Below are 2114 nucleotides of genomic sequence, written 5' to 3'. Positions count from 1 at the left end.
CACTCTACCCCAGCACCCCAACACACCCCGCCGAAAACGTGAACGATTTCCCCTACCCCCTCTAGCCAACGCCGCCTACAGGCATAGACTTGGCGCGCCGGCACCCGCCGGTTCTCATAGGGAAGGGGTTCGCCATGTCGAAGCGTTTGAGTCTGATCGTTGCCGGCGCCGCTCTGGTGTTCGCAGTCTCCGCCGTCCACGCCGCCGACACCAAGTCGTTGACGCCGCAACAGCAAAAGATGAGCGACTGTGCCAAGCAGAATAAAGGCAAGAAGGGCGACGACTACAAGAATGGGGTGAAGGCCTGCCTGTCAGGCACCCCGGCCGCCGCACCTGCCAAGCAAACCCAGCAGGAAAAGATGAAGAGCTGCAACGTCGACGCCAAAGCCAAATCGCTCAGTGGCGATGCACGCAAGAAATTCATGAGCGACTGTCTCAAGGGCTCGCCGTAACCGACACGGCGGCGCAAGTCGCGCAACGCGGGGACCGCCGGCCGGCGGTGCCCCGCTTTTTTTGGCGCCAGCCACCGTCTGGGCGACAATAAGAGCCACTTTTCTCTAGGCGCTGCCATGAAAATCGTCGAAGTCCGCCACCCCTTAATTCAACACAAGCTTGGCCTGATGCGCCGCGCCGGTATCAGCACCAAGGAGTTTCGTGAACTGGCCTCCGAAGTGGCGGCCCTGCTGACGTACGAAGCCACCAAGGACCTCGAAACGTTGAGCCAGGAGGTCGAAGGTTGGGCGGGTCCTGTGCAAGTGCAGCAGATCAAGGGTAAGAAGATCACGGTGGTGCCGATCCTGCGCGCGGGCTTGGGCATGCTGCCAGGCGTGCTGGACATGATCCCGGCGGCCAAGGTAAGCGTTGTCGGCCTGCAACGTGACGAAGAAACGCTAAAGCCAGTGACCTATTACGAGAAACTGAGCGGTCGCATGGACGAGCGCATTGCGCTGATCGTCGACCCGATGTTGGCCACGGCGGGCACCTTGGTTGCCACCGTCGATATGCTCAAGGCCGCCGGGTGCAAGCGCATCAAGGGACTGTTCCTGGTCGCGGCACCGGAAGGCCTGGAGCGCATCGTGGCAGTGCACCCGGATATCGAAATTTATACTGCATCGATCGACCAGAAACTCAACGAGCAAGGCTATATCCTGCCCGGCCTTGGTGACGCCGGTGACAAGATTTTCGGCACAAAGCAGTTGTCCGCAAGCTAAGCCGGCCACCACAGAACGCAGCCCCCTCCTAGCCGTCGTCCCGGTGAAAGCCGGGACCCAGCGTCTTCCACCCCGCCCTCATACCGGCCGGTTCCCGAGTATGTGAAACACTTCGCGAAACCCATCACAAACGCGCGAATTCTTTCGTAGAAATGTCGCAATAAATTGCTAGTTTCCTCGCGATGGATCCGCCCGGATCCTTAGATGGGGAAATGTCAATGGAAGCAAAGCGCGTGCGGCGCGCCCTTGGGGCTGCGCTATTGGGAATCGTGTCAGTCGCCTCCGTGCAGGCGACCGACCTAAGCATCAGTCAGTTTCGCGTCCGCGGTCCGGCTGGCGGCAATGACGAATTCGTCGAACTGTTCAATAGCGGCGCCACGGCGCTGGACCTGTCCGGTTATAAGTTAAACGGCTCGAATGCGAGCGGCACCACCGGTACGCGCCTGACGTTCCCCGCCGGTAGCTCGATCGCCGCCGGTTGCTATGCACTGCTGGTCAATACTGCCAGCAGCGGCTATTCCGGCAGCGTCGCCGGCGATTTCAAGTACAGCACCGGCATCACCGACGACGGCGGCTTGGCCGTGCTCGATGCTGGCGGCCAGATCGTCGACCAGGTGGGCCTGTCTACCGGTTCGGCCTACAAGGCCGGCACACCGCTGACGTCACTGGGCACTACCAACGCCGACAAAGGCTATGGTCGCATCGTCAATGGTGCTGGCTTGCCGCAGAATACCGGCGACAATCAGGCGGACTTCGTGGTGGTCTCGCCCACCGCGCCGCACAATAGCGCGAGCCCTTGTGCGGTCATGGGCCTGGCGCTGTCGATCGCCGATGCCAGCGCCACCGTGCACGGCCCGACCGACGTGAACATGCCATTCACGGTGACGCTTAGTCAGCCAGCAC

3 protein-coding genes are annotated in these 2114 nt (G+C 61.4%); all 3 read left to right on the top strand.

Features of this window, described 5'->3' with window-relative positions; genetic code table 11:
• Positions 1 to 134 precede the first annotated feature (134 nt).
• Positions 135 to 452: a PsiF family protein gene (locus tag VIM98_RS14660; RefSeq protein WP_331993850.1), complete on the top strand. Its 318-nt coding sequence runs from the start codon at positions 135 to 137 to the stop codon at positions 450 to 452.
• 117 nt (positions 453 to 569) lie between these two features.
• Positions 570 to 1211, top strand: coding sequence for a uracil phosphoribosyltransferase (gene upp / locus VIM98_RS14655; RefSeq protein WP_331993849.1), 642 nt, complete (start codon positions 570 to 572; stop codon positions 1209 to 1211).
• Between the two features lie 218 nt (positions 1212 to 1429).
• Positions 1430 to 2114: lamin tail domain-containing protein (locus tag VIM98_RS14650; protein ID WP_331993848.1), on the top strand; the 685-nt coding region annotated here is incomplete at its 3' end.

Source organism: Dyella sp. (assembly GCF_036568765.1).
GTDB lineage: Bacteria > Pseudomonadota > Gammaproteobacteria > Xanthomonadales > Rhodanobacteraceae > GSA-30.
This window is presented reverse-complemented; position numbering and strand designations above follow the sequence as displayed.

Excerpts from the sequence above, each read along its gene's own strand:
- upp (WP_331993849.1), top strand. The coding sequence starts at position 570 with ATGAAAATCGTCGAAGTCCGCCACCCCTTAATTCAACACAAGCTTGGC.
- VIM98_RS14660 (WP_331993850.1), top strand. The coding sequence starts at position 135 with ATGTCGAAGCGTTTGAGTCTGATCGTTGCCGGCGCCGCTCTGGTGTTC.